Origin of the sequence: Nocardia sp. NPDC047038, assembly GCF_040644075.1 — a bacterium.
GTDB classification, from domain to species: Bacteria; Actinomycetota; Actinomycetes; order Mycobacteriales; family Mycobacteriaceae; genus Nocardia; species Nocardia sichangensis.
On record NZ_JBEYVQ010000010.1, the window covers coordinates 125,485 to 149,857 of the forward strand.

General features: G+C 69.4%; 24 protein-coding genes. 12 read left to right on the forward strand and 12 right to left on the reverse strand.

Going from position 1 to position 24,373, the window contains the following annotated elements:
- Window positions 1-179: 179 nt before the first annotated feature.
- Window positions 180-1,106 carry an NAD(P)/FAD-dependent oxidoreductase gene (locus ABZ824_RS28055; RefSeq protein WP_356966494.1) on the reverse strand — a complete coding sequence of 309 codons (927 nt, stop codon included), beginning with the start codon at window positions 1,104-1,106 and terminating at the stop codon, window positions 180-182.
- Between the two features lie 91 nt (window positions 1,107-1,197).
- Here ABZ824_RS28055 and ABZ824_RS28060 point away from each other — a divergent pair, with 91 nt between their 5' ends.
- Both ABZ824_RS28060 and ABZ824_RS28065 read left to right on the forward strand, forming a co-directional pair.
- Entirely contained in the window at window positions 1,198-1,791 is a 594-nt protein-coding gene (locus ABZ824_RS28060; protein ID WP_355072278.1) for an XRE family transcriptional regulator, read from the forward strand.
- 122 nt (window positions 1,792-1,913) lie between these two features.
- On the forward strand, window positions 1,914-2,612 hold the full coding sequence (locus tag ABZ824_RS28065) for a hypothetical protein (protein ID WP_356966496.1): 699 nt from the start codon (window positions 1,914-1,916) through the stop codon (window positions 2,610-2,612).
- Window positions 2,613-2,639: 27 nt separating this feature from the next.
- Here the strand turns inward: ABZ824_RS28065 and ABZ824_RS28070 are convergent, their stop codons facing one another.
- Both ABZ824_RS28070 and ABZ824_RS28075 read right to left on the reverse strand, forming a co-directional pair.
- Complete coding sequence (locus ABZ824_RS28070; RefSeq protein WP_356966498.1) at window positions 2,640-3,584, reverse strand: diacylglycerol kinase; 945 nt, start codon at window positions 3,582-3,584, stop codon at window positions 2,640-2,642.
- Window positions 3,581-5,158: an FAD-binding oxidoreductase gene (locus ABZ824_RS28075; protein ID WP_356966605.1), complete on the reverse strand. Its 1,578-nt coding sequence runs from the start codon at window positions 5,156-5,158 to the stop codon at window positions 3,581-3,583. The genes ABZ824_RS28070 and ABZ824_RS28075 overlap by 4 nt, the downstream gene beginning before the upstream one ends.
- A gap of 179 nt (window positions 5,159-5,337) precedes the next feature.
- On the opposite strand from ABZ824_RS28075, the gene ABZ824_RS28080 reads away from it, so the two are divergent.
- Together ABZ824_RS28080 and ABZ824_RS28085 are read left to right on the forward strand one after the other, a co-directional pair.
- On the forward strand, window positions 5,338-5,973 hold the full coding sequence (locus tag ABZ824_RS28080; protein WP_356966500.1) for a helix-turn-helix domain-containing protein: 636 nt from the start codon (window positions 5,338-5,340) through the stop codon (window positions 5,971-5,973).
- 42 nt (window positions 5,974-6,015) lie between these two features.
- Complete coding sequence (locus ABZ824_RS28085; RefSeq protein WP_356966501.1) at window positions 6,016-7,557, forward strand: glycerol-3-phosphate dehydrogenase/oxidase; 1,542 nt, start codon at window positions 6,016-6,018, stop codon at window positions 7,555-7,557.
- A gap of 22 nt (window positions 7,558-7,579) precedes the next feature.
- On the opposite strand, the gene ABZ824_RS28090 is transcribed toward ABZ824_RS28085, so the two are convergent.
- Both ABZ824_RS28090 and ABZ824_RS28095 read right to left on the reverse strand, forming a co-directional pair.
- Window positions 7,580-8,098 (reverse strand): GNAT family N-acetyltransferase, encoded by a 519-nt coding sequence (locus tag ABZ824_RS28090; RefSeq protein ID WP_356966503.1) that lies wholly within the window; start codon window positions 8,096-8,098, stop codon window positions 7,580-7,582.
- A 43-nt stretch (window positions 8,099-8,141) separates the two neighbouring features.
- A complete protein-coding gene (locus ABZ824_RS28095) occupies window positions 8,142-8,813 on the reverse strand; it encodes a TetR/AcrR family transcriptional regulator C-terminal domain-containing protein (protein ID WP_356966505.1) in 672 nt (223 codons plus the stop codon).
- A 526-nt stretch (window positions 8,814-9,339) separates the two neighbouring features.
- Between ABZ824_RS28095 and ABZ824_RS28100 the strand changes: the two genes are divergently transcribed.
- From ABZ824_RS28100 to ABZ824_RS28115, 4 genes are all read left to right on the forward strand, one after another.
- On the forward strand, window positions 9,340-10,596 hold the full coding sequence (locus ABZ824_RS28100) for an FHA domain-containing protein (RefSeq protein WP_356966507.1): 1,257 nt from the start codon (window positions 9,340-9,342) through the stop codon (window positions 10,594-10,596).
- A 380-nt stretch (window positions 10,597-10,976) separates the two neighbouring features.
- Entirely contained in the window at window positions 10,977-13,274 is a 2,298-nt protein-coding gene (locus ABZ824_RS28105) for an FdhF/YdeP family oxidoreductase (RefSeq protein WP_356966509.1), read from the forward strand.
- Window positions 13,275-13,323: 49 nt separating this feature from the next.
- Window positions 13,324-14,163, forward strand: coding sequence for a formate dehydrogenase accessory sulfurtransferase FdhD (gene fdhD / locus ABZ824_RS28110; protein ID WP_356966511.1), 840 nt, complete (start codon window positions 13,324-13,326; stop codon window positions 14,161-14,163).
- 80 nt (window positions 14,164-14,243) lie between these two features.
- Window positions 14,244-14,783 carry a hypothetical protein gene (locus ABZ824_RS28115; protein ID WP_356966513.1) on the forward strand — a complete coding sequence of 180 codons (540 nt, stop codon included), beginning with the start codon at window positions 14,244-14,246 and terminating at the stop codon, window positions 14,781-14,783.
- A gap of 104 nt (window positions 14,784-14,887) precedes the next feature.
- Here ABZ824_RS28115 and mihF read toward each other — a convergent pair whose 3' ends face one another.
- A complete protein-coding gene (gene mihF / locus ABZ824_RS28120) occupies window positions 14,888-15,202 on the reverse strand; it encodes an integration host factor, actinobacterial type (RefSeq protein ID WP_039796616.1) in 315 nt (104 codons plus the stop codon).
- Window positions 15,203-15,688: 486 nt separating this feature from the next.
- Between mihF and ABZ824_RS28125 the strand changes: the two genes are divergently transcribed.
- From ABZ824_RS28125 to ABZ824_RS28140, 4 genes are all read left to right on the forward strand, one after another.
- Complete coding sequence (locus ABZ824_RS28125; RefSeq protein WP_356966516.1) at window positions 15,689-16,483, forward strand: AraC family transcriptional regulator; 795 nt, start codon at window positions 15,689-15,691, stop codon at window positions 16,481-16,483.
- 39 nt (window positions 16,484-16,522) lie between these two features.
- A complete protein-coding gene (locus tag ABZ824_RS28130; protein WP_356966518.1) occupies window positions 16,523-16,900 on the forward strand; it encodes a nuclear transport factor 2 family protein in 378 nt (125 codons plus the stop codon).
- Between the two features lie 106 nt (window positions 16,901-17,006).
- Window positions 17,007-17,576, forward strand: coding sequence for a carboxymuconolactone decarboxylase family protein (locus tag ABZ824_RS28135; protein WP_355072251.1), 570 nt, complete (start codon window positions 17,007-17,009; stop codon window positions 17,574-17,576).
- 218 nt (window positions 17,577-17,794) lie between these two features.
- Window positions 17,795-18,676, forward strand: a complete 882-nt coding sequence (locus tag ABZ824_RS28140) for a hypothetical protein (protein WP_356966520.1) — start codon at window positions 17,795-17,797, stop codon at window positions 18,674-18,676.
- A gap of 99 nt (window positions 18,677-18,775) precedes the next feature.
- Here ABZ824_RS28140 and ABZ824_RS28145 read toward each other — a convergent pair whose 3' ends face one another.
- The 6 genes from ABZ824_RS28145 to tig all read right to left on the reverse strand — a co-directional run bounded on the left by ABZ824_RS28145 (window position 18,776) and on the right by tig (window position 24,279).
- Complete coding sequence (locus ABZ824_RS28145; protein ID WP_355072247.1) at window positions 18,776-19,042, reverse strand: ribosomal protein L7/L12; 267 nt, start codon at window positions 19,040-19,042, stop codon at window positions 18,776-18,778.
- A 27-nt stretch (window positions 19,043-19,069) separates the two neighbouring features.
- On the reverse strand, window positions 19,070-19,480 hold the full coding sequence (locus tag ABZ824_RS28150; RefSeq protein WP_356966523.1) for an STAS domain-containing protein: 411 nt from the start codon (window positions 19,478-19,480) through the stop codon (window positions 19,070-19,072).
- 149 nt (window positions 19,481-19,629) lie between these two features.
- Window positions 19,630-20,910, reverse strand: coding sequence for an ATP-dependent Clp protease ATP-binding subunit ClpX (clpX, locus tag ABZ824_RS28155; protein ID WP_195131826.1), 1,281 nt, complete (start codon window positions 20,908-20,910; stop codon window positions 19,630-19,632).
- A gap of 430 nt (window positions 20,911-21,340) precedes the next feature.
- The gene (locus tag ABZ824_RS28160; protein WP_355072243.1) at window positions 21,341-22,009 is read right to left on the reverse strand and encodes an ATP-dependent Clp protease proteolytic subunit; all 669 of its coding nucleotides are present in this window, start codon (window positions 22,007-22,009) and stop codon (window positions 21,341-21,343) included.
- Window positions 22,010-22,079: 70 nt separating this feature from the next.
- A complete protein-coding gene (locus tag ABZ824_RS28165; protein ID WP_355072241.1) occupies window positions 22,080-22,667 on the reverse strand; it encodes an ATP-dependent Clp protease proteolytic subunit in 588 nt (195 codons plus the stop codon).
- Window positions 22,668-22,902: 235 nt separating this feature from the next.
- A complete protein-coding gene (gene tig, locus ABZ824_RS28170; RefSeq protein WP_356966525.1) occupies window positions 22,903-24,279 on the reverse strand; it encodes a trigger factor in 1,377 nt (458 codons plus the stop codon).
- Between the last annotated feature and the right edge of the window lie 94 nt (window positions 24,280-24,373).

The following is a 24,373-nucleotide window of genomic DNA, read 5'->3' on the forward strand; positions in this document are numbered from 1 at the left end:
CTCCGGACGAATCGCGCGGAGCGGTATTTCACGACGGAGACAAAGAAAGGCGGAGTCTTCGGTGGATGAGGGACACCGAACACTCCGCCTATGCCAGTAGCTTACCGGCGATCCGAGGCCGGACTCGGAATCCATAAGCAATTCTCAGCTTCCGGCATTTTCTACCCCGGATATTCCCCTTATCGGGCCGGCACGGTGACGTCGGCCGACACCAAGTCGCCGTTGATCGCGATCGCGGCGGTCGAGCCCGCGCCCGCCGCGGAGATCACCTGCGCAGCCGGATCGCTCACATTACCGGCGGCCCATACGCCCGCCACGCTGGTGCGCCCGGTGGCGTCCGTCACCACCCAGCCGCTGTCGTCGAACGCGCAGCCGAGCGCCACCAGCACGTCGTCGTTGGCGCGGAAGGTCGGCGCGACGAACATCGCCGTCCTCGGCACCGCTCGCCCGTCGGCCAGCTCCACACCGCGCAGCCGGTCCTGCACCACGAACCGGGCGACCTCGCCGTCGAGCACCCGCACGCCGCGCGCGTCCAAGCGAGCGCGGTCGTCGTCGGACAGGGGCATCGTGTTCGGGAACAAGATGACGTCGTCCGACCACTGCGGCAGCAGCAGGGCCAAGTGCACCGCCCGCGCCGATGCGCCGGGTTCCCGCCCGCCGAGCACGCCGAGCGGCTGGTCACGCACCTCGTAGCCGTGGCAATAAGGGCAGTGCAGCACGTCGCGCCCCCATCGTTCGCGCACTCCGGGCAGCCGCGGCAGTTCGTCGCGCAGCCCGGTCGCGACCAGCAGGCGGCGCGCCCGCAGCGTCGCACCGCCCCGCAGCCGCAGCACGAACTCCGACTCACCCACCCGTTCCGCGCCGACGACGACGTCGGAGATCACCTCCGCGCCGTAGCCCGCCGCCTCCTCGGCTCCGGCCGCCAGCAACTGCGCGGGCGGCATCCCGTCCCGGGACAGGAACCCGTGCATGTGCTCGGCGGGCGCGTTGCGCGGCGCGCCGCCTCCGACCACCGCGACCCGCCGCCGCGCCCGGGCCAGGACCAACGCCGCGGACAACCCCGCCGCACCGCCACCCATGATCACCACGTCATATGTCTCGCTCATCCGCGATCACCTCCACCGACACAGTGCCGTCGCTCGGCGCATATCAGCAACTACTGTTGCCAAATGCGGGACGACGCGGTGCACTGGTGACATGTCCACACCACCAGGCGTCGCCCAAGCCCTCGCCGACATCGGTCCGCGACTCAAAGCGCTGCGGACTCGACGCAACGTCACGCTCACCGCGCTTGCGGAAAGCACCGGGATCTCCAAGAGCACGCTGTCGCGGCTCGAGTCCGGCCAGCGAAAAGCCAGCCTGGAACTGCTGCTGCCGATCGCGATGGCCCACCAGGTGCCGTTGGACGAACTGGTGGCCGCACCGCGGATCGCCGACCCTCGGGTCCACACGACGGCACGGAAGATGAACGGGCTCAGCATTCTTCCGCTGACCCGGCAGCCGGGGCCGTTGCAAGCGTTCAAGATCATCATCCCGCCCGAGCGTGGCGAGCCCGACCCGAAAGTGCACGAGGGTTTCGAGTGGCTCTACGTCCTGTCCGGACGACTCCGGCTGGTGCTGGGTGAACACGATCTGGTGCTCGGCCCCGGCGAGGCCGCGGAATTCGACACCCGCCAACCGCATTGGTTCGGTAGCGCGGGCCGGGGACCGGTGGAAATTCTCAGCCTTTTCGGGTCCCAGGGTGAACGAATGCATCTTCGCGCGCGGTCGGCGGGCCGGAAACCCACATGAACCGATAGTGTCCGAAATGTCCAGTATTGCCGAAAGGACGGAATCTCGGGACTCTGGGAAGGGTGAACACCCCAGGCGCATCTCACTCGGCGAATCACCAAGAAAAACGGGGGTTTTCCCGGATGCCGAACCCGTCTCGGCTGCGGACGCTGGGAGAGGTGAACCCCCCGCTGGAAGCCGTGCCCGGGCACGCCCCCGAACCGCGACCGCCGATCCTGGTCCCGGACGCGCTGCACGATCTACGCGGTCGCGCGGTCGCGGAGATTCGATACCCCGCCGCCGCGGCGCTGATCGTCGCGGGCGTCCCCGGCGCGGGTAAGAGCACCGCCTTGCGCAAATTCTTCGACGCCGACGCGGCGGCCACCGCACCGTCGCACAGTCCCGCCGGGGTGCTGGTGCTCGACTCGATGCAGGCGCGCAATCGCTGGCGGCCCAGACTCTGGTGGCTGCCCTACCTGCTGTGGCGTCCGGTGGTGCACGTGGCGCACTTCGTCGCTGTTCGCGCCGCGCTGCGTGAGGTCGACGGCCCGGTCGTCATCCACGACTGCGCCACCTTCCGGTGGGCGCGCGTTCTGATCGCGCGCTGGGCGGCGGGACGTGAATTGCACCTGCTCCTGCTCGATGTGCCCGCGCCGGTGGCAAGGGCGGGCCAGCACAGCCGCGGACGGCGGATCAATCACGTGGCCTTCCGGCTGCACGTGCGCGGCTGGCGGCGATTGATGAGCGTGGTGGCGACGGAACCCGCGGCCCGCGGTTCCCGGTCGGTCGTCATCGTCGACCGCGCGGCCGTCGACCGCCTTGGGTGCGTGACCTTCGCCTGACCGGCGAAACCGCCGCCTCGGTGCGCCTCAGGGCACCAGGACGGTCAGTGCCGCCGGGACGGCCCTGATGGTGAGCGGCAGGGTGCCCGCCGGTTCGCCGTCGGCCGTGGCGGGCGCACCCGCGGCGGTCAACGTGACGGCCGCGGCGCGGAACTGCTTGACCTCCGGGTGATTCTGGCGTTTCCCCGCCGACAGCGCGGGCAGCAAGCGCAGCATCTCCCGCCGCGACAGCGCGCCGACCACGGTCAAGTCGAGCAGTCCGTCGTCCATGATCGCGTCCGGGCAGATCAACATGCCGCCGCCGTAGGTGCGGGTGTTGCCGACCGCGACCATGACCGCCTCGGTCTCCAGCAGCGAGCCCGTGCCGGGGTTGGTCAGCCCGTCGGTCACCGCGTCCACCAACTCGACGCGGTAGGGAACGGTGAAGCGCCCGGAGATCTCGGCCAGCGCGGCGACGGTATAGCGCAGCCTGCCTTTCGGCCAGCGCATCTCATTGGCGCGCAGCGTGACTCGCGCGTCGAATCCGGTGCCGGTCACCGTGGCGAACCACATCGGCGCGCCGGGCGACTCGATCCGGCCGAGATCGATCGTCCTGGTCCGCCCGCGCAGCACGAGCGCGGCGGCGGCGAGCGGGTCGTCGGTCGGCACACCGAGTTCCCTGGCCAGGTCGTTGCCGGTGCCCGCGGGAACCATGCCGAGCGGGACGCCGGTCTCCGCGACGGCCTGAAGGGTCAGGTTGATCAGGCCGTCGCCGCCGACGCAGACCACGGCATCGGGCGGTGCGTCGCCCGCGATGACTTCTCGCACCTGCCGAACCGTTTCGACGGCCGAGGGCGCGCACACCTCGGCGACCTCGGCGCCACCCGCGCGAAGACGGGCGATCGCGGCGCTCGCCGCCGCGCCGCTCTTGCCGTGCCCGGACCGCGGGTTGGTCACCACGGTGACCTTGCGTACCGGCGAATATTCGGTCACGGCACCAACTTTCCCGGATTGAGGATGCCGGCCGGATCGAGTTCGGCCTTCACCGCGCGCAGGACGCGCACGCCGAGGTCACCCACTTCGTCCGGCAACCAGGGGCGGTGGTCGGTGCCCACCGCGTGGTGGTGGGTGATGGTGCCGCCCGCCGCGACGATGGCGTCGCCCGCGGCGCGTTTGGCGGCCTGCCACTGCGCCAGCGGGTCGTCCAACTGCTTGGCGACGACGGTGAAGTACAGCGACGCACCGGTCGGGTAGGTGTGCGAGATGTGGCACATGACCAGCGGGGGCGTCCCCTGCGCACTGAGCGAATCGGTCAGCGCCCCGGTCACCTTCTCCTTCAGCGCGCTCAGATTCGACCAAGTGGTGGCGGTTTCCAGTGTTTCACAGAGCACCCCGACATCCAGGAGCGCGTCGCGCAGGTACGGCGCGGCGAAACGACCGTGCTCCCATTCCCTGGCCGCTGACTCGCCCAGGGCCGAGCCGCCCGCCGCGGCCAGCAGCGCACCCGCTTCCGCGCTGCGCGCGGCGACGTGCGCGGCACTGCCCTCGTAGGTGGTGACGGCCAGACATCCGGCCACCGGATTGCCGCCGATATCGCCGGAGCGGGCGAGGTTGATCCCGGTCTCCGCCTCGTCGGACAGCCGGAGCACGGTCGGCGCCGCACCCTCCTGCACCACCGCGCGCAACGCTGCGGCGCCGGTCGCGAAATCGGGAAACGACCACGCCTGGTAGGCGACGGTTTCCGGGACCGGGTGCACGCGCAAGGTGACCGCGGTGATCACGCCGAGCGTGCCCTCCGATCCGACGAACAGCTCACGCAGGTCCGGCCCCGCCGCCGAGGCGGGGGCGCGCCCGAGGACGAGCGTGCCACTGGGCGTGGCGATCTTCAGCCGCTGCACCATGTCGTCGAAACGGCCATAGCCCGCCGAAGCCTGGCCAGAGGATCGCGTCGCCGCGAAGCCGCCGATGGTGGCGAACTCGAAGCTCTGCGGGAAGTGCCCGAGGGACAAGCCGTGCACGCCGAGCAGTTCCTCCGCGCGCGGGCCGGTGAGTCCGGCGCCCAGTGTGGCGGTGCCGCTGATCGGATCGATCGCGGTGATCGTGTCCAGCCTGCGCAGATCCAGGGCGATCACGGCGTCGAAGCGACCGCGCACGGGTTCGACGCCGCCGACCACGCTGGTGCCGCCGCCGAACGGCACCACCGCGACGGCGTTCGCCGCGCAGTAGGCGAGCACGGCGAGCACCTCGTCGTGGTCGGCGGGGAAGACGACGGCGTCCGGCGCGTCCTGCGGGCCCTCGGCCCGGCGGCGCAGCAGATCGGGTGTGCTCTTCCCCCCTGCGTGCCGTAACCGATCGCGGTGGTCGGCCGACACGTTCTCGGAACCGACCACCTCGACCAATCCGGCTCGCCGCGCGGGCGTCAACGCCGATTCGCGCAGTGGCACGTCGCCCTCATCGCGGCGCGCCACCAGATCGCCGGACACCCCGAACACCTGCGTCAGCAGACCACGGATCCGCTCCGAAAGTGGCTGGTGCCCAGCCGGGATTCCCCAGGCATCCCAGACCATACTCGCCGCCGATCCGCTCACGCCGGTCTTTGCCGCGGAAGCCGTATCGCCCGCTGCGTGCTGCCGTGTCTCCACCATGCGTTACAGTTTGACATATACTGTCAAGCAGTAACGAAAATTCGGACCATTTTCCTTGGTCGACGCCAGCCGTCGGCCGATCAACCCCCGGTGGTGACACCTTGACCGCTCCTGACGACTCCGCCGAGCGCCTCTCGGCGACCGACCTGGCGATCCTCGACGCCGCTCGCGCGTGCGTGGAGGAATTCGGCGTGCGCCGCACCACCCTCACCGAAGTGGCGCGGCGAGCGGGCGTCAGCAGGCCGACCGTCTACCGCCGCTGGCCGGACACCGGCGCGCTGGTGGCCGAGCTGCTGGTCCGCGAGCTGCGCGGGATCGTGGCGGCGACCATGCCGTCGGCGGGCAGCGCGCGCGTCAGGCTGGTCGAGGGCGTGGTCGCGGGAGCGGCGACGGTCCGGTCGAATCCTCTGTTCGGCAAGATCTTCCGTACCGACACCGATCTGATGCTCACCTACGTCTTCGGCAGGCTGGGGCGCAACCAGCGCGCTCTGATCGAGCTGTTCGCGGCGGGTATCCGCGACGGCCACCGGGACGGCTCCATTCGCGGGGGCGACCCGGAACGGATGGCCACGATGCTGCTGCTGATCGCCCAATCCGCGGTGCAGTCGGCGGGCACCGTCGCGCCGCTGCTGGCGGGCGAGCACCTCGACGCCGAACTCCGTCGCGCGATCGACGGATACCTGGACGACCACGCCCGGGAGACGACCGAGGACACCGACCGGAGACAAGCGCGATGAGCCGTCTTCGCACCCTTCTCGCCGTATCCGAAAGGCATTGTGATGAGCACTGATCCGGGGCGCACCGGGGACTCCGCGTTGAACGCCGCCCGCCGTGCGGCGGATCTGTCGCGGCTCGGCGACGGCGCCGAGGTCGACGTGCTGGTGATCGGCGGTGGCGTCACCGGCGCGGGCGCGGCGCTGGACGCCGCGGCCCGCGGGCTGCGCACCGTGCTGGTGGAACGCCACGACCTGGCCTTCGGCACCAGCCGCTGGAGTTCCAAGCTGGTGCACGGCGGTCTGCGCTATCTCGCGAGCGGCCGCGTCGGCATCGCCCACGAAAGCGCCTCGGAGCGCGGCATTCTCATGCGCACCACGGCGCCACATCTGGTGCGCCCGCTGCCCCAACTGGTCCCGCTGCTGCCGAATATCGGCACGACGCAAGCCGCACTGGTGCGCGCTGGTTTCCTGGCGGGTGATCTGTTGCGGCGTGGTGCGGGCACCCCCGCGGCGCTGCTGCCCCGGTCCCGGCGCGTCGCCGCCGCGGAGGCGGTACGGCTCGCACCGACCGTGCGCCGCGCGGACCTGCGCGGCGGGCTGCAGGCATGGGACGGACAGCTGGTCGACGACGCGCGCTTGGTCGTCGCACTGGCGCGCACCGCGGCGGCCAACGGCGCGCGCATTCTGACCCGCGTCGAAGCGCTCGACGTGACCGGGAATTCGGCGACCCTGCGTGACACACGCACCGGCGAGACCCTGGCGGTGCGGCCGCGCGCCGTGGTGAACGCCACCGGAGTCTGGGCCGATCAGGTGGATCCGAGCATCCGGCTGCGCCCGAGCCGCGGCACCCACCTGGTGTTCTCCGCCGCGTCCTTCGGCGGCCTGTCCGCGGCGCTCACCGTACCGGTGCCCGGCAGCATCGGCCGCTTTGTCTTCGCCTTCCCCGCCGCGCACGGCCGGGTGTACCTGGGGTTGACCGACGAGGACGCGCCGGGCCCGGTTCCCGACGAGCCGAAGGCCACCGACGGCGAGATCGATTTCCTGCTCGACACCATCAATCCCGCCCTGCGCGAGCCGCTGACCCGCGCCGATATTCGCGGCTCCTACGCCGGGTTGCGCCCACTGCTGGAGACCGCCGACGACAGCACCGCCGACATCTCGCGCAAACACGCGGTGCTGCGTTCCCCGAGCGGGATCGTCACCATCGTGGGAGGCAAACTCACCACCTACCGCAAGATGGCCGAGGACGTGATCGACGCCGCCGTCACGCACAACGGTCTCGCCGCGGCACCGTGCCGCACCCGGCGGCTACCACTGGTAGGCGCGGTCTCCGGGGCGGCACGCGACCGCATCGACGCGCCGCCGGTGCTGATCGAACGCTACGGCGGTGAGGCGGACGCCGTGCTGGCCGCGGCGCGCCGTGATCCTGCCCTCGCCGTGCCGGTCGCGCCCGGAATCGACGTACTCGGAGCCGAATTCGCGTTCGCGGTGTCCCACGAGGGCGCGCTGGAGGCCGACGACCTGCTGGATCGGCGCACGCGCATCGGCCTGATCGCCGAAGATCGGGCCGCCGCGGCGCCCGCGGCCGTACGCGCCCTCGCCTGACGGCACGACGCGTCCGGGCGGCTCAGTCCATCGACCATGCGGACAGTTCCGCGCGCATGCACGCGCGCGGCCAGCGGTCGAGGCCGTGGGCCTGCTCGGCGGCGCGCAGCGCGACCAGCCCCGGTGTCTCCTCCCCCGCCGACAGGTACCGGAAGCCGAGCCGCTCGTAATACGGCCCGTTCCACGGCACCTCGGTGAACGTCGTCAGCGTCATCGCGGGTAGGCCCGCGACGGCGGCCCATCGGGCGGCCTGGTCGAGCAAGCGCTTGCCGATCCGGCGCCGGGCGTGATCCGGGCGCACCGAGACCTGCTCGATGTGGGCGTTCCCGTCGACCACTGCCGCGACGAGGTAGCCGATCGGCAGGTCGTCGTCGGTCCACACCCAGGCCCGCCCGGCCTGCTGGAACTGTCGCAGAGTGGCCAGCGAGGGCGGTTCGTCGTCGGCCACGGTCGTCATCCCGATTCGCGCGAACGGCTCACCCGCCGCGCGCTCGATGTCCTGGAGCACGGGGAGGTCTCGGGATGTCGCGGGTCGGATCACCGGCCCATTGTCGGTCCGCCCCCACGACATGAGCCAGCGAATTTCACTGCGCCCGCGTGGCGAGGATGCCGTTGAGCAGCACTTGCACGGCCCAGGCCGCGCGCGCCGCACCGCCGCCCGCCAGCAGAGCATCCCGCATGGCCACGACGGTCGGATAGCGGTCGGCGGGCAGTTCGGCGAAGCGACGCTCGATCGCGGCGAGGTACTCCTGCTCGCTGCCGCCCCCGATGCGGTGCGCACTCTGTTCGGACGCCGACGCGGTGATGTGCAGGAACAGCAGGTCCACCGCCCACGACGCGGTCAGCTCGTCCAGTCCCGCCTCGGTGAGCGCACCGAGCATCAGCTCCACCAGCCGCAGGGCGTTCGGACTGCTCGGAATCACACCGAGCGCGACGAGCGCCAGCCCTTCGTGCCTGCTCATCGCCGCCACCGTGGCATCGACCAGCTCGGTGAGCCGCTCGCGCCAGCTCGCCCCGGCGGGCTCAGGGACGGAACCGAGGACATGGTCGAGCATGGCGGCCATCAGATCGTCGCGATTGGCGACGTATACGTACAGCGAGGCGGCGCCGGTGTCCAAGTCCTGTGCGACCCGGCGCATGGTCAGCGCCGCCGCTCCATCCCGGTCCAGGATGCGCAGGCCGGTCTCGACGATCACCTCGCGGCTCAGCGGAGCTTTGGCCGGGCGGGCCCTGCGGCTGACGGCTGCTGCGCTCATGAGCCGAGCATAACGAGGGACGAACGCCGTTCGGGTGAGCGGCGCAAGTCCATGCGCGTCCGGAGCTGCCGCGAAGAGGCCGATCCGGAGGGACGGAGCAGGCCGCCGAACGTCGCCCCGATCGCGTGCGAGGACTCTTCGACGTGGTCGCGGCCGACCGGCGCGCCATGCCGCGCCGAGCGCAGCACAACGGGTGCGCCGATGATCCGCGGTGGACGCAGCGCGCCCGGTCCCGCCGGGCGGATGCGCCCATACATATTCTGTGACTCGCACCACGGTATCTCTTGTTCGGCATGACCGGCCGCTTGCTGCGGAAAACACCACAACATGCAGCTCACAGCCTTTGCGAAGGTTGGCGGCGACCGCTCACGAGAACCCGCCCGACAGAGCGTGATTCGAGAATCCGATGACACGGCGAGACGTTCGCACTGTCCGCTTCGCGATGCGCGCAGACCCCGGTTCGGTTGTCGCCGACGCTCTATGCTGGCTTCGGTATGCCGGTAGTGCGCCGGGAAGGAGGGCGCGGGTGCGCAGAAAACCGTCCACCGTGGGTGTCGCACCGGGCGACGGACTCGTCGCCCGTTTCGGTGCGGTCGTCGCATACCTCGGGGCCGAAACGACCTCCACGGACCGAATACTCGGCACCATCGAAGCCGTGGCCGAAGGCGAGCATCCCGGCGCCGCGCTGGCGCAACGCTTGGCCGCGGTGATCTTCGGCAGCACCGTCCAACCGCCGCCGTTCGGTGTGGTCGCCCCGACCGCGGACGGCGTGCTGATCCTGTTGCGCGGACCGGTGACCGCGGAGATCCAAGGCGCGGAGGGCACCCGCCGCCTCGACGGCGGGCGTGCGTTCACTTGGGTGGACGAGATCGTGCGCGAACCGGTGCGCCGCATCACGATCGGCGCGGACACCGGCGAGCCGCCGACCGCCTTGCCCCGCACCGACCTGCGCGCCGGCGTGGTCCCCGGCGGCGGCTTCGTGCTGCACGCCGCGGTACGACGCACCGGAAAAGCCGCCGAACCACGCACGTCCGAGCCTTCCGCACAGGCCGAGCCCGAGGCGACGGCGGCGGCCGGTTTCGCGGCGATGCCGGAACCGACCGGCGCGTCCGACGCCGTCGCGCAAGCATCGCCCGCTCCGCGACCGACCGGCGCGTCCGACGCCGCCGCACAGGCAACGCCGATCCCTCGGCAGACCAGCGCCGCCGACGCCCTCGCACCAGCGACACCCAGGCCGAACGAGTCGGTCCGCCCCTTCGCCAAACCGCGTCCGCCCCGGCCGGTCCCGGACCGACCGCCGGCGTGGTCCCAGGTGCAGCCCGCGCGCGAACCGGTCGCCCTGCGCAAAGCGCCCGAGAACGGCGGAACGCGAGCCATGAGCCCGGCGGCGCTGTCCGGAGACGCCGTCGGTGCGCTGGTTACCGAAGAGGGGGCGGCCTACCCGTTGGACCGCGCCTACGTCATCGGGCGCGGACCGCAGGTGGACGAGGCGGTCCGCACCGCCGCCGCCACGCCGATCGTCATCCAGCGCGATCGCCATGTCTCGCGGGTCCACGCCTATGTGTCGGTGGACGGCGGCAAGGTGTACATCCGGGACGCCGCCGCTACCTCCGGCACCTTCATCGCCGGTCCCGGCACCGACCAGTGGACCAGGATCAGCACGTCCCCGACCGAGCTCCCGCCCGGCTGGCGGGTCCGCATCAGCGAGCGGGTCCTCACCTACCGAGGCGACGAGCAGCGCACGGGCACTGCGGATATCGCGGGAGCGCGCCGCCGTTCGTAGCCGCCGAGGGCGCCTGGCAAAGTGGCCGCGGTGACGAGTTCGCCTGCCGGCACCGGCGCCCGGGTACCCGAACAGCGTCGCCGCGCCCGCACACACACGCACGGCATCGGGCACCCGGACCGGCGCCGACCACCGTTCGAGCATGTCATGACCCCGGCGCTCGCGGCTGCCTCGCACCAGGGCGCCGCACAGCGTGAACGGCTCGCCGCGCCGCCGCGCTCGCGGAACCGGGCTCCGGGTCGGCCCTCGCACGGCCGAGGCCAGGCCGCACCACGGCCGTGTACCGGACTGCTTCGCGCCCGGCTCACCGGCCTCGCGCCGGGGACGGCCGATCAACCGGTCGAGTCGAGCCCGGATCGCGCGGGGAGCACAATGGCGACATGCACCGAAACGGACCGAGCCGCGACATCGACGAGTCCGAACTGACGGTGACCCCGCCCGAAGAGCAGGCCGCGGGCGTCACCGCCGTGGCGGTGGCGTTGAAACGCTCGATCGAGGAGATGGGCGTCATCCGCACGGCGCGCACCCTGGCCCGGGTCAATCAGGTGCACGGCTTCGACTGCCCGGGCTGCGCCTGGCCGGAGCCGAGCGGCCATCGCAGGCCCGCCGAGTTCTGCGAGAACGGCGCGAAGGCCGTCGCCGAGGAAGCCACGCTGCGCACGGTGACTCCCGAGTTCTTCGCCACCCACTCGGTGGCGGACCTGAGCGACAAATCCGGCTATTGGCTCGGGCAGCAGGGCAGGCTGACCCACCCGATGGTGCTGCGTCCCGGAGACACCCACTACCGGCCGATCGCCTGGGACGACGCCTACCGTTTGATCGCCGACACGCTACGCGGGCTGGACTCTCCGGACGAGGCGGTGTTCTACACCTCCGGCCGCACCAGCAACGAGACCGCGTTCCTCTATCAGCTGCTGGTGCGCAGCTACGGCACCAACAATCTGCCGGACTGCTCCAACATGTGCCACGAGTCCTCCGGCGCGGCGCTGTCGAGCTCGATCGGGATCGGCAAGGGCTCGGTCTCCATCGACGACTTCGCCAAGGCCGATCTGATCATCGTCGCGGGACAGAATCCGGGCACCAATCATCCCCGGATGCTCAGCGCGCTGGCCGCGGCCAAGGCGAACGGGACCCGGATCGTCGCGGTGAACCCCCTACCCGAGACCGGGCTGCTCGGCTTCCGCGACCCGCAGACGATCAAGGGCGTCACCACCGGCGTGCCGATCGCCGACGACTTCCTGCAGATCCGCCTCGGCGGTGACCTGGCCCTGTTCCAGGCGCTCGGCCGCCTGCTGCTGGAAGCGGAGGACCGCGCACCGGGCACGGTGGTCGACCGGGCGTTCGTCGACGCCCACTGCGCGGGCTACGCCGAATACGAAAGGCACGCGCGCACAGTCGATCTCGACACCGTACTGGAAGCGACGGGTCTCACCGCGGCCGAACTCGAGCACACTGCCGAGCTGTTCGCCCGCTCGCGCAACATCATCCTGTGCTGGGCCATGGGCCTGACCCAGCAGGCCCATGCGGTGGCCACCATCGAGGAGGCCACCAATCTGCTGCTGTTGCGCGGCATGATCGGCAAACCGGGCACGGGTGTGTGCCCCGTGCGCGGTCACTCGAATGTGCAGGGCGACCGCACCATGGGCATCTGGGAGAAGATGCCCGACGCCTTCCTCGACGCCCTCGACCGCGAATTCGGCATCAGCAGCCCGCGCGAGCACGGCCTCGACACCGTCGCCGCCATCCGCGCCATGCGCGACGGACAGGCGAAAGTCTTCATCGGCATGGGCGGCAACTTCGTCTCCGCCACCCCCGACACCGCCGTGACCGAAGCCGCGCTGCGCGACTGCGCGCTCACCGTGCAGGTCTCCACCAAACTCAACCGCAGCCACGTCGTGCACGGCCGTACCGCGCTCATCCTGCCGACGCTCGGGCGCACCGACCTCGACCTGGCCCCGGACGGCGCCAAGAATCAAGTCTCCGTGGAGGACTCGATGTCGATGGTGCACCTGTCCACCGGACGGTTGCGGCCGGTCAGCGACCAGCTGCGCAGTGAAGTCGCCATCGTCTGCGAACTCGCCCGGGCAGTCCTGGGCCCCGACCACCCGGTGCCGTGGGCCCGCTTCGCCCGTGACTACGACAGCATCCGCGACGCCATCGCCCGCGTCGTGCCCGGCTGCGCCGACTACAACGCGAAAGTTCGCGGCCGGGGCGGCTTCCAGCTACCGCATCCGCCGCGCGACGCCCGCGAATTCCGCACCGCCACCGGCAAGGCCAACTTCGCGGTCAACGAGCTGACCTGGCTGCCGGTCCCCGCGGGCAGACTGATCCTACAAACCCTGCGCAGTCACGACCAGTACAACACCACCATCTACGGCCTGGACGACCGCTACCGCGGCATCCACAACGGCCGCAAAGTGGTGCTGGTCCACCCCGAGGACATCACCGCGTTCGGTTTCCGCGACGGCGATCTGGTCGACATCGTCTCCGAGTGGACCGACGGCACCGAACGCCGCGTCGAAGGCTTCCGCCTGGTCTCCTACCCCACACCGCGCGGCAACGCCGCCGCCTACTACCCCGAGACCAATCCCCTGGTGCCACTGGACCACGTCGCGAAACGATCGAACACGCCAGTCTCCAAAGCGGTCACCATTCGTTTCGAGGCGAGCAAGGCATGACCAGCCGGGTCCGGCCGCAGGACAGTGCTCGCGCCGAAGGGAACACGGCATGAGCCGCGTCACCGCTCGCCGCCGGATGCGCCGGATCTCGCCCAGCGGGCAGATCCAGCGCCCGGACACCTTGGCCGTCGAAGAACCGCTCGAGATCCGCATCGACGGGCAGTCGCTGACGGTCACCATGCGCACCCCCGGCAACGACATCGACCTGGTGCACGGATTCCTGCTGAGCGAAGACGTCATCGGTTCCGCCGAGGACATCGTGGCGGCCCGCTACTGCGCGGGCACCGACGACCAGGGCCGCAACACCTATAACGTCCTCGACGTCACCCTGCGCACCCCCGTGCCGGTGTCGACCCGCTCGTTCCTCACCACCGGAGCCTGCGGACTGTGCGGAAAGACCGCCCTGGACGAGGTCCGCAAGCGCACCCGATTCCCCCTGCCCGCCGCAGGCCCGGTGGTGGACACCCGGGTACTGGCCGCGATGCCCGGCATGCTGCGTGACCGCCAATCGGTGTTCGAAGCCACCGGCGGCTTGCATGCGGCGGGCCTGTTCACCACCGACGGGCAAGCGCTGGCGGTTCGCGAGGACATCGGCAGGCACAACGCGGTGGACAAGGTGATCGGCTGGGCACTGCGCGAATCCAGGGTGCCCGCCGATGATCTGGTGCTGATCGTGAGCGGGCGCGCGTCGTTCGAACTGGTGCAGAAAGCCGTCATGGCCGGAATCCCGATGCTCGGCGCGGTCTCGGCGCCGAGTTCGCTGGCGGTCGATCTCGCCGCCGACGCCGGACTGAGTCTGATCGGCTTCCTCCGCGGCGACACGATGAACGTCTACACCGTCCCCGAGCGGCTGCGCACCGATCCGGGCGCCGACTCGTTGTTGGCCTGACTCACTATTGCCCGCGCCGGACGCCCGTTCTACCGTGACTGCACGGAGCCGGAACGGATTCGGCGAGAACGGAGCGGCCGATGCGGATATCGGTGGAGGGGAACTCCGAGGGCCTGCGGGTGCGGATGCGGTTCGAGCAGTACCGCCGCCTGCTGCTGACGCGGATCGTGCTGGCCGTCTTGGCGGTACAAGGAGCGATCGTCGGCCTTTGGGCCACGTTCGCGCCGCATTCCTGGTACACCAGTTTTCCGGGGTTCGGCGCCAAGTGGGTGGCGGCGGACGGCCCTTACAACCACCATCTGGCGGCCGACGTGGGTGCCTTCTTCCTGGCGCTGACAGCGGTGACGATCGCCGCGCTCGTGGTCAACCGAACCACGGCGGCCCGGATCGCGGGCGTCGGCTGGCTCACCTTCGGTATCCCCCATTCCCTTTACCACCTCTTCCACAAGCCCGCGGACATGGGCGCGGCGAGCTTCACGGCCAGCCTGATCGCGGCGTTGCTGCTCGTGATCGGCGGAGCGGCCTGCCTCTTCCTGCCGCCGCGAGGCGAGTTGCCCCTCTCGGACCCGCAACCGGTGACGCTGCGTTTCCCGCGCCGCCGTCCGCGCGCCGTCCGCTGATCGGCGAACCCGGCAGCAGAGTCCGGGACGCCCGTGGGAGATCACCACGGGCGTGATCCGGTGGATCCGCGGATGACGCCGCGACTTGGCGAATTCCCCGACCGTCAGTCCTTCAGCGCTTCGAGCAGTGCCGCGCGCTGACGCGCACCGAGCCCACCGATCCGGCGATCCTCCGGGATCTCCGCCTGGTCCATCAACTTCGCGGCCTTCACCGGCCCGACACCGGGCAGGGCCTTGATCACCGCGGCCACCTTGGTCTTCTTCACCAGCTCGTCGGAGTCTGCCTTCTTCAGCAGATCCGCGACCGAAACCTTGCCCGCCTTCACCTTGCCGATCAGTTCGGAGCGTGCCTTGCGGACCGCAGCCGCCTTGGCCAAGGCCTCGGTGCGCTGCTCTGCGGTCATGGTAGGCAGTGCCATGTCTCCTCCGCTTCCACTCGTCACTCGAACATCTGGTTGACCGGACCGAGTAAACAGCACGGCACCGGGAGCGCAAGCTCGACACACCGGGCACGAACTGCGGAAATGACGATGAATTTCCCCGGTTCGCGCCGTCGGAATCAGTGGACGGCCGACGGGCTACAGACGAATAGGACGAAAGGAACACCACGTCACGGAGCTGTCCCTCGCCCGGATCGTCGCGTCGGACGACGCGTACCGAGAACCACGGAGCAGAAGCGGTGCGCCGGGACGGCGACTACTCCGAAGCGGCCGTCGCCGCGCGGTAACGCGGGATGAGCCGTTACCGACAGAGTCAGCAAATACCGAACGCGGGTCTGGTTCAACGGCGAACCAAGGGGGATCAACGGCGATCCCCCGGGCCCGCTCGGGTCACACCGAGCGGAGCCTTCACCCCCGGACAACAGAAAATATCGCGGTTCGCACGGCCCGTGACAGCATGACGGCATGGAGCCGAGCACTCCGCCGGGGACGACTGCGTCCGCGATTCTGTGGCTGTGGCCCGGGCAGGCGATCTATCGCGGACCGTCCCTGCGTCCGGACGCGCATTCCACCGCCGTGAACTGTCTGGCCGTCGGGTTGGACGCGCCGTTCACGCTCGCGACCGATGCCGTCACGCACACCGTGCGCAGCGCGCTGATCCCGCCGCGCCGGGTGCACCGCGTCGTCGCGGGCGGCGACCAGATGATGTTCTGCTATCTGGATCCGGGGTCGCGGGGCGCCCGAGCCTGCCGGGACCGGATGATCCGGTGGCACGCTGAATTCGGACTCGGCCATCGGGCGGAAGCCGCGCTCGCCACGGCTGCGAGCGGCACGTGCCCCGATCCGCGCTCGCTGGCCGAACTCATCGGCGCCGGGCCGGTCCCCACGCCGGACGACCGGGTTGCCGAGGCGATGGCGACCCTCCTCGCCCATCCCGCGCGGGAGTTCACCGCCGCCCGGTTCGCCGCGGCCGCGCACCTGTCGGAGTCGCGCTTCCTGCATCTGTTCGCCGCCCAGGCGGGCACCTCGTTCCGGCGGTACCGTCTGTGGGCCAGGATGCTCGACGTCGGCCGCGCGCTCGCCGAGGGCGCGAACCTCACCGCCGCGTCGGCCGACGCGGGCTTCGCCAGCCCCTCACACTTCAGCGACGCTTTCCGCACCCTGTTCGGCTTGTCGGCCACCACACTGCTCGCCACCGGAGTACGGATCGTCGTGCTGGACGAAGCGGAAGGGATCGAATCGGGCGTCCGAACGCGCTAGGCTACAAATTAGAACACGTTTCATTTCGGAGGAGACTCGATGGCCAAACAGATTCGCGACGTGGTGGAGCAATACGTCAAGCTGGTCGGCTCGGGGCCGACCGAGGACATCGTCGCTCTGTACGCGCCCGACGCGATCGTGGAGGACCCCGTCGGCACTCCACCCAAGCGCGGCCACGAGGCCATCCGCGAGTTCTACGAGGTGATCGCCGCACTGGATCGGGAGACCGAGTTGCGGCCGGAGGACGTGAGAATCGCGGGCAATCAGGCCGCGTTCCCGTTCACCATCGTCACCAAGGTCGGCGGGCAGCGCTTCGTCCTGTCACCGATCGATGTGATGGAGTTCGACGAAGAAGGCCGGATCACCGGGATGCGCGCCTACTGGAGCCAGGAGGACATGCGGGTCGAGCCCGAGTAGCGCCCGGCGGCCGGGTGCGCCAGGTCACATCGCGGCCCCATCACATTCCGGCACGGTCTCTCGTCCGAGAAGTAGGAACCACATCCGCTGATCGAAGGAGATCGACATGAGCGCCACCCGTATCGCCGCCGTCACCCCGCAACACGCGGGACCGACGACCAAGCTGCTCTACCGGCTGGCCAAGCGCCGCTTCCGCGAAGTGCCGGAGCCCTTCGCCGTCACCGCCAACCATCCGAAATTGCTGAGGGCCAGCGCGGTCCACGAGACCATGGTCGGCAAGGCCAGCACCGCCCTGCCCGCCGTCATCCGCGAGATCGCGGTGTATCGCACGGCCTGGACGATCGGCTGTTCGTGGTGCGTCGACTTCGGAGCCATGCTCATGCGCCTGGGCGAGCTGGACGTCGCGCGGCTGGAACATATCGCCGACTACGCGACCTCGCCGCTGTACTCCGACGACGAGCGCGCCGCCATCGCCTACGCCGACGCGATGACCGCAACGCCGACCACGGTCACCGACGAACAGGTCGCCGACCTGGAGCGGCGCTTCGGCCGAGCGGGTGTGGTGGAGCTCAGCTATCAGATCGCGCTGGAAAACTCACGCGCCCGGTTCAATTCGGCGCTCGGGATCACGGCGCAGGGTTTCAGCACCGATTCGTGCCGGGTGCCCTGGTCGTGAAAAGGGCCGCGGCGCTGCGGGAATGGTGCGATCCGACCTGGTACTTCGGCGCCGCGTTCACCCGGGGCTGTCGTTACGGCCCGGAATGCACTAAGAATAAGAGGTGTTGACGTCGCCTGGCCGTGCCGCGGCCGGCGGGCTACCTTCGCGAGTTTCGGTGCGGGGTAACGGCGTCTTCGGTTTCTCGAGTTCCCCTCCGCCCGACCGTTTGGAGCCGCATGCTCGACGAACAGACCCCGGACGACGACGTCGCACGGCTGGCGAGACGAGTCGAGAAGGCCCGCGGCCGTCTCGCCTACCAGTTCGACCCGGCTCTGACCGGCGCGCTGTCGGAGGAGGAACTGCTCGCTGAACGCGAACTGGCCGAACGGATCCGGACCCAGGACCGCGAACAGCGGTGGAAGCACGCCGAGGCGGGCGCCGCGGCCTCCGACCGGGCGCGGCACACCGCGGAGGCCATCGAGAAGGCCGAGATCAGGGACCTGCTTTTGGCGCGCAAGGCGATTGCCGCGCAGCGGCGCGCGTCCAGCCCGCACGCCAGGTTGGCGTCGCTGTACCGGCACCGCTCCTGGTCGCTCGGCGCGCTGGCCGGCGTGGTCGCCGCCGGAATGCTGTGGTCGGCGGTCAACGTTCAGCACAACATCGCCCCGGGTGGCCCGGGCGACCCACTGTACTGGTTCAGCTACCTGCTCGAGGCGATGATCAGCGTGTCGCTGATCATCATCATGATCGGCACGAACAAGGTCACCGAATGGGGCGTGCTGGACAACCGGAGCCAAGTGGCGGCGGCGGAAATGGCCCTGCTCGCGCTCACCGTCGGACTGAACACCTACCCGTACGTGAGCGCCGGGCGATGGTTCGACGCCGCCGTGCACGGTGTCGCCCCGGTGATGATCGGCGTCGCCCTGCTCATCCACGATGCCGCGAGCGCGCGATACGGACACGCGATCGGCTATGCCACCGAGCAGGTGCGGAGCTTGCCCGACCCGACCGGGCACGACCCCTTGCCGGAACGCTCCGCGGCGGACAGCCTGTCCAGCGCGGACGCCGACTTCCCAGTGGATCTGCACACTCCCGTGGTGCAGGGCGCACACAGCTAGACCTATCAGCCTGCGGTGCGGGGCAAGTCGTCGAAGAATGCCCGCTCTACTTCCGCGCCGGCGCGCGAGCCGTCGAGCCCTGTGCTCGCGCCCCGGTGATCAGTACGGATACCGGCGTTCGACTGCTTCCTTGGCCTCTTTCAGGCCGCACCCGGTGAGTTCGCGATACCGCTTGATCGCGTGAATCTTCTTGCCCTGCGCCAGAAGCGCATCGATCTCGGCCATGCCGTCGCCGCGCGGGACCGCAGGCACGGCACGCGGTGGCACGGCCGCTGCCTGCGCCTCGATGCCCAGATGGGTCATGATCAGGTCGAGCTTGGCGTGCAGGGCGTCGACCTTGCGCTCCAAGCGCCGGTTGGCGAACATGCCCCGATGGTATCGACCCCGGCCGCGTCAGGCCGCGTCGAGCACGGCGTCGGCGAGACTCGACATCGTCTCGAAGCGCGCCAGATCTCCCGCCAGCTCCAGCAGCCGGTCCACACACCGGGGCCCGGTTACCAGGCGCATCCTACGGCCGGTCTGGTCCAGCATGGACCGCGCGTCGACCAGGACGTGCAACCCGGCGACGCCGAAGAACGTGACCTTCGACAGATCGACGACCACCAAAGGCGCCGCCGTGCCCAGCGAGCCGATCAGCCTGCGTCGAAACACTTCGGCGGTGTAATGATCGACTTCACCCGCGAGCGCGCACAGCGTGACCGAGTCGCTCGGAACAGTAACGGAGATCTTGAGCCGCTCGGCGGGGTGATCGGCATTGCGAGCGGCGGTGAGAACGTACGTGGGGTTGGCCAAGCCTGTCGACATGAGGACCTCGGTCCAGTCGCCCGCGAGCAATCTCGGAAACGGGCTTGCTCGCGGGTTCAATGATGCGCCCCGGAGAAGAACGCCGGAACTAGGCTGTCTGCTCAACCCTCACGGAGGAGTACCCCCTGCGACGGGTCGCCACACCCGAATTACGCCGACTTCTCCCGGCGCTCCGGCCGCTGCGCCTTGCGCGGCACGATGGTGGGCAGGACGTTGTCGTTGACCGTATCCGCGTTGACGACGACCTTGGCGACATCGTCGCGGCTGGGGATGTCGTACATCGCGGGCTGCAGGACTTCCTCCATGATCGCCCGCAGGCCACGCGCGCCGGTGCCGCGCAGAATCGCCTGGTCGGCGACTGCCTCCAGCGCGTCGTCGGTGAACTCGAGGTCGACCCCGTCCATCTCGAACAGCCGGACGTACTGCTTGACCAGCGCGTTCTTCGGTTCGGAGAGGATCTTGACCAGCGATTCCTTGTCCAGGTTCGTCACCGACGCGACCACGGGCAGGCGGCCGATGAACTCGGGGATCAGGCCGAACTTGATCAAGTCCTCTGGCATGACCTCCGCGAAGTGATCGGTGGTGTCGATCTCGGCCTTCGACCGCACCTCGGCGCCGAAACCGATGCCGCGGTGGCCGGTGCGGTCGGAGATGATCTTCTCCAGACCGGCGAAGGCGCCCGCCACGATGAACAGCACGTTGGTGGTGTCGATCTGGATGAACTCCTGGTGCGGGTGCTTGCGCCCGCCCTGCGGCGGCACGCTCGCCTGAGTGCCCTCCAGGATCTTCAGCAGGGCCTGCTGCACGCCCTCGCCGGACACGTCACGGGTGATCGACGGGTTCTCGCTCTTGCGGGCGATCTTGTCGACCTCGTCGATGTAGATGATGCCGGTCTCGGCGCGCTTGACGTCGTAGTCGGCCGCCTGGATCAGCTTCAGCAGGATGTTCTCGACGTCCTCGCCGACGTACCCGGCCTCGGTCAGCGCGGTGGCGTCGGCGATGGCGAACGGGACGTTCAGCATCTTCGCCAGGGTCTGGGCCAGGTAGGTCTTGCCGCAACCGGTGGGACCGAGCATCAGGATGTTGGACTTGGCCAGCTCGACGGTCTCGCCGCGGCTGTCCCGCCCCTTGTCACCGGCCTGGATGCGCTTGTAATGGTTGTAGACGGCCACCGCGAGAGTGCGCTTGGCGGTGTCCTGGCCGATCACGTAGTTCTCCAGGAAATCCCGGATCTCGGCGGGCTTGGGCAGCTCATCGAGCTTGACCTCGCTGGACTCGGCGAGTTCCTCCTCGATGATCTCGTTGCAGAGATCGATGCACTCGTCGCAGATGTACACCCCTGGTCCCGCAATGAGCTTCTTGACCTGCTTCTGGCTCTTTCCGCAGAACGAGCACTTCAGCAGATCGCCGCCATCTCCGATGCGCGCCATCTCGTGGGTCCCTACTTCCTTGTCCGCGTGCAACCGTCCGTCCAGGTTGCCAGCTGTCCACCACTTTCGCAGCCGCAAACGCATCGGCTGATTTCGTGGCCGGTGGGGCAGTGCCGTCAACCGGGAGCAAAGGTCCCTAGGTTGACCGTACCCGGTGTTCGGGATGGAGGTCGACAACTCGCGCATGTTTCTCGCGCGGGTTGTGCGAGTCGTCACGAGCCATACCTCCGCACCGCCCGCCGCGCGGCGCCGTCGGTTCGAACAAATTCTCGAACCGCGGCGGCGCGAGGGCGGCCCGGCCGGGCGGTATGCCCCATTGCGTACTTCCCGGCCGGAATTCCCTGTCACAAAGCAATTTAGAGCGAACAGCCCCGGGATCGGCAATTCGCCCCCGCCGTCCCGGCCCCGGCCGGAAACGACGATTCGCGCCTTATTTCTGCGCGCTCAGCTTCCGGTAGTCGAACACCGTGTCGATGATCCCGTACTCCTTGGCCTCCTCGGCCGTCAGGATCTTGTCGCGGTCGGTGTCCTTGCGGATGGTGTCGGCGTCCTTGCCGGTGTGCCGCGCGAGCGTGCTCTCCATCAGGCGACGCATGCGCTCGATCTCGGCGGCCTGGATCTCCAGATCCGACACCTGGCCCTGGATGCCGCCCTCCAGCGAGGGCTGGTGGATCAGCACGCGCGCGTTGGGCAGGCAGGCGCGCTTGCCCGGAGTGCCCGCGGCCAGCAGCACGGCGGCGGCCGAGGCGGCCTGGCCCAGGCAGACGGTGGCGACGTCGGCGCGCACGTACTGCATGGTGTCGTAGATGGCCATCAGCGAGGTGAACGAGCCACCCGGCGAGTTGATGTACATGGTGATGTCGCGGTCGGGGTCCAGCGACTCCAGCACCAGCAGCTGCGCCATGATGTCGTTCGCCGAGGCGTCGTCCACCTGCACGCCGAGGAAGATGATGCGCTCTTCGAACAGCTTGTTGTACGGGTTGGACTCCTTGACGCCGAAGCTCGAGTGCTCGATGAACGACGGCAGGATGTAGCGCGCCTGCGGGCTCTGCGGTGCCATGCCGGACAGGCCGGCGCGCGGGTCGATCGAATTGGCCATCTTCGTCTCCAAAGTCGGTGCGGCGGCCGGACGTTCGAGGTGTCCGGGGGCCTGTGGGTGATCCGGTGCGTTACTTCTTGGCGCCGTTGGCCTGATTCGCGTGGCTGATCACGTGGTCGATGAAGCCGTATTCCAGGGCTTCGGCCGCGGTGAACCAGCGGTCGCGGTCGGCATCGGCGGTGACCTGCTCGACCGACTTGCCGGTGTGCTGCGCCTGCAGTTCGTTCAGCTCACGCTTCGTGTGCGCGAACTGCTCGGCCATGATCGCGATGTCGGCCGCCGAGCCGCCGATCCCCGCCGAGGGCTGGTGCATCATGATCCGCGCGTGCGGCAGCGCGTAGCGCTTGCCCTTGGTGCCCGCGGTGAGCAGGAACTGCCCCATGGACGCGGCCAAGCCCATGCCGTAGGTGGCGATGTCGCACTCGGCGAACTGCATCGTGTCGTAGATGGCCATGCCCGCGGTCACCGAGCCGCCCGGCGAGTTGATGTAGAGCGAGATGTCCTTGGTGGGATCCTCCGCCGAGAGCAGCAGGATCTGCGCGCACAGCTTGTTCGCGATGTCGTCGTCGACCTGTGTGCCGAGGAAGATGATGCGCTCACGCAGCAGGCGCTCGTACACCGAATCACTGAGGTTGAGACCAGCAGTCGCGGTTGTCATGACCCCTGCCTGGTTGATTGTCACGGATACCTGCCTTCTCTCGCCGGCTCGTTGCGGATTGCCACATAGCCATCACTGGTTGGATATGCCGCACCCGGTCGGACATGGCCATCCAACTTGTCGTCACAAACATTAACGAAGCAGGGCGGCACCGAACTCCCGGTACCGCCCTTTCTTCGCTCACAGCGCAATCAGCGCACCTCCCGGGCGTCGATCACGCCGACATTCCATGGAATTATTCGGCGTCCGCCGGGGCCGTCTCGACGGCCGCGTCCTCGTCGGCGGAATCGGCGGGGGCGCCGAACATTTCGGTGGTGTCCACCGAGTTGCCCGCGGAGTCGGTGACGGTCACCTGGCCGACCACGCCCGCCAGCGCCTTGCCGCGCCGCACGTCGGCGAAGATCGCGCCCAGCTGGCCCGCCTGCTGCACCTGCTGGATGAACTGCTCCGGCGACAGGCCGTAGCGCTGCGACTGGAACAGGATCCGCTCGGTGAGCTCATCCTGGCCGACCTGGGTGCCCTCCGCCTCGGCGATCGCGTCCAGCAGCAGCTGGGTCTTGACCGACTTCTCGGCGGCCTGCTTGGTGTCGGCGTCGAACTCCTCGCGGGTGCTGCCCTGCGCCTCGAGCGCCTCGGCGAACTTGGCCTCGTCGTGGTCGAAGCCGTGCACCGCGTCGTGGGTCACCGCGTCGATCTCGGCCTTCACCACGGCCTCGGGCAGCGGCACCTCGACCTGCTCGAGCAGGGTGTCCAGCACCTTGTCGCGGATCTCGCCCGCCTGCTGCACCTTCTTGACCCGCTCGACGCGGCCGCGCAGATCGTCCTTCAGCTCCTCCAGCGTGTCGAATTCGCTGGCCAGCTGCGCGAACTCGTCGTCGGCCTCGGGCAGCTCACGTTCCTTGACGGTCTGCACGGTCACGGTGATGACCGCGTCCTTGCCCGCGTGCTCGCCCGCGACCAGCTTCGAGGTGAACTCCTTCGACTCGCCCGCCGACAACCCGACCAGCGCCTCGTCCAGGCCCTCGATGAGCTGACCGGAACCGACCTCGTGGGACAGGCCGGTCGTGGCGGCCTCGGCCACCTCCTGGCCGTCCACGGTCGCCGACAGGTCGATCGAGACGAAGTCACCGTCCTGCACCGGACGCTCCACCCCGGTCAGGGTGCCGAAGCGCTGGCGCAGCGACTGCAACTGCTCCTCGATGTCCTCGTCGCCGACAGTGAACGCGTCGACGGTGACCGCGATGCTCGCGTAGTCCGGCAGCGTGATCTCCGGCCGCACGTCGACCTCGGCGGTGAAGGCCAGCTCCTGGCCGTCCTCGATCTTGGTGATCTCGATCTCGGGCTGACCGATGACCTTCACCTCGGAGGTGGTGACGGCCTCGCTGTAGCGACCGGGCAGCGCGTCGTTGACGACCTGCTCCAGGATCGCGCCACGGCCGAGACGGGCCTCGAGCAGCTTCGCTGGCGCCTTACCGGGACGGAAGCCGGGGATGCGGACCTGCTTGGCCAGTGCCTTGTACGCGCGGTCGAAATCCGGCTTCAGCTCCTCGAAGGGCACCTCGACGTTGATCCGGACCCGGGTCGGGCTCAGCTGCTCGACGGTGCTCTTCACGGACATGCTCCTTGTTCGTTGTTCGTACTGGTTGACGTTCGTCTTGCGGCGCCCCGCCCCCGGCATTCCGGGATCGGAACGGCGGGCGAGGCGG

Bases quoted from the DNA above. Each gene is read 5' to 3' on its own strand.
- ABZ824_RS28105 (WP_356966509.1), top strand. From the start codon at position 10,977: ATGCACCGAAACGGACCGAGCCGCGACATCGACGAGTCCGAACTGACG.
- ABZ824_RS28115 (WP_356966513.1), top strand. From the start codon at position 14,244: ATGCGGATATCGGTGGAGGGGAACTCCGAGGGCCTGCGGGTGCGGATG.
- ABZ824_RS28140 (WP_356966520.1), top strand. From the start codon at position 17,795: ATGCTCGACGAACAGACCCCGGACGACGACGTCGCACGGCTGGCGAGA.
- clpX (WP_195131826.1), bottom strand. From the start codon at position 20,910: ATGGCGCGCATCGGAGATGGCGGCGATCTGCTGAAGTGCTCGTTCTGC.
- ABZ824_RS28165 (WP_355072241.1), bottom strand. From the start codon at position 22,667: ATGACAACCGCGACTGCTGGTCTCAACCTCAGTGATTCGGTGTACGAG.
- ABZ824_RS28130 (WP_356966518.1), top strand. From the start codon at position 16,523: ATGGCCAAACAGATTCGCGACGTGGTGGAGCAATACGTCAAGCTGGTC.
- ABZ824_RS28150 (WP_356966523.1), bottom strand. From the start codon at position 19,480: ATGTCGACAGGCTTGGCCAACCCCACGTACGTTCTCACCGCCGCTCGC.
- ABZ824_RS28160 (WP_355072243.1), bottom strand. From the start codon at position 22,009: ATGGCCAATTCGATCGACCCGCGCGCCGGCCTGTCCGGCATGGCACCG.
- ABZ824_RS28055 (WP_356966494.1), bottom strand. From the start codon at position 1,106: ATGAGCGAGACATATGACGTGGTGATCATGGGTGGCGGTGCGGCGGGG.
- ABZ824_RS28135 (WP_355072251.1), top strand. From the start codon at position 17,007: ATGAGCGCCACCCGTATCGCCGCCGTCACCCCGCAACACGCGGGACCG.
- ABZ824_RS28095 (WP_356966505.1), bottom strand. From the start codon at position 8,813: ATGAGCGCAGCAGCCGTCAGCCGCAGGGCCCGCCCGGCCAAAGCTCCG.
- fdhD (WP_356966511.1), top strand. From the start codon at position 13,324: ATGAGCCGCGTCACCGCTCGCCGCCGGATGCGCCGGATCTCGCCCAGC.
- ABZ824_RS28145 (WP_355072247.1), bottom strand. From the start codon at position 19,042: ATGTTCGCCAACCGGCGCTTGGAGCGCAAGGTCGACGCCCTGCACGCC.
- mihF (WP_039796616.1), bottom strand. From the start codon at position 15,202: ATGGCACTGCCTACCATGACCGCAGAGCAGCGCACCGAGGCCTTGGCC.
- ABZ824_RS28065 (WP_356966496.1), top strand. From the start codon at position 1,914: ATGCCGAACCCGTCTCGGCTGCGGACGCTGGGAGAGGTGAACCCCCCG.
- ABZ824_RS28125 (WP_356966516.1), top strand. From the start codon at position 15,689: ATGGAGCCGAGCACTCCGCCGGGGACGACTGCGTCCGCGATTCTGTGG.
- ABZ824_RS28075 (WP_356966605.1), bottom strand. From the start codon at position 5,158: ATGGTCTGGGATGCCTGGGGAATCCCGGCTGGGCACCAGCCACTTTCG.
- ABZ824_RS28085 (WP_356966501.1), top strand. From the start codon at position 6,016: ATGAGCACTGATCCGGGGCGCACCGGGGACTCCGCGTTGAACGCCGCC.
- ABZ824_RS28060 (WP_355072278.1), top strand. From the start codon at position 1,198: ATGTCCACACCACCAGGCGTCGCCCAAGCCCTCGCCGACATCGGTCCG.